The 505-nt window shown below is 38.6% G+C and carries 1 protein-coding gene; it reads right to left on the bottom strand.

Features of this window, described 5'->3' with window-relative positions; all coding sequences use genetic code 11:
• Positions 1-505 (bottom strand): glutamine amidotransferase-related protein (locus J7R05_RS07785; RefSeq protein ID WP_208541825.1); only part of this gene is annotated, 505 nt, incomplete at both ends.

A 505-nucleotide genomic window follows, 5' to 3' on the forward strand; every position in this document is an offset into this window, starting at 1 on the left:
AAAGATGTAGCGTCTACGGCAAAACCATGGTTCATTGATACAATTTCGACTTTCCCTGTGTTAAGATCTTTAACAGGATGGTTGGCACCATGATGACCTTGGTGCATTTTTACGGTTTTTGCGCCCATAGTAAGAGCAAGAAGTTGATGACCGAGACATATACCAAAAATTGGTAAATTATGATCAATCAATGTTTTAATAGTTGGAACGGCATATTGCGCTGTTGATGCTGGATCACCTGGACCGTTAGAAAGAAAAATACCATCAGGGTTCATTGTTAAAATTTCTTCTGCACTTGTATGTGCAGGCACGATAGTAATGCGCGCATTTTGTGTAGCCATCAGACGAAGAATATTACGCTTAATACCATAGTCGATTGCAATGATATGAAGATTATGTACACTGTTTTCACTATATCCTTTATTCCATACCCATGGTTTTTCATTCCATTGCCTTAATGATTGAGATGTAACCTCTTTCGTAAGGTCGAGATTGAGAAGACCGA

It is taken from the genome of Bartonella capreoli (assembly GCF_902813205.1).
Taxonomy (GTDB): Bacteria; Pseudomonadota; Alphaproteobacteria; order Rhizobiales; family Rhizobiaceae; genus Bartonella; species Bartonella schoenbuchensis.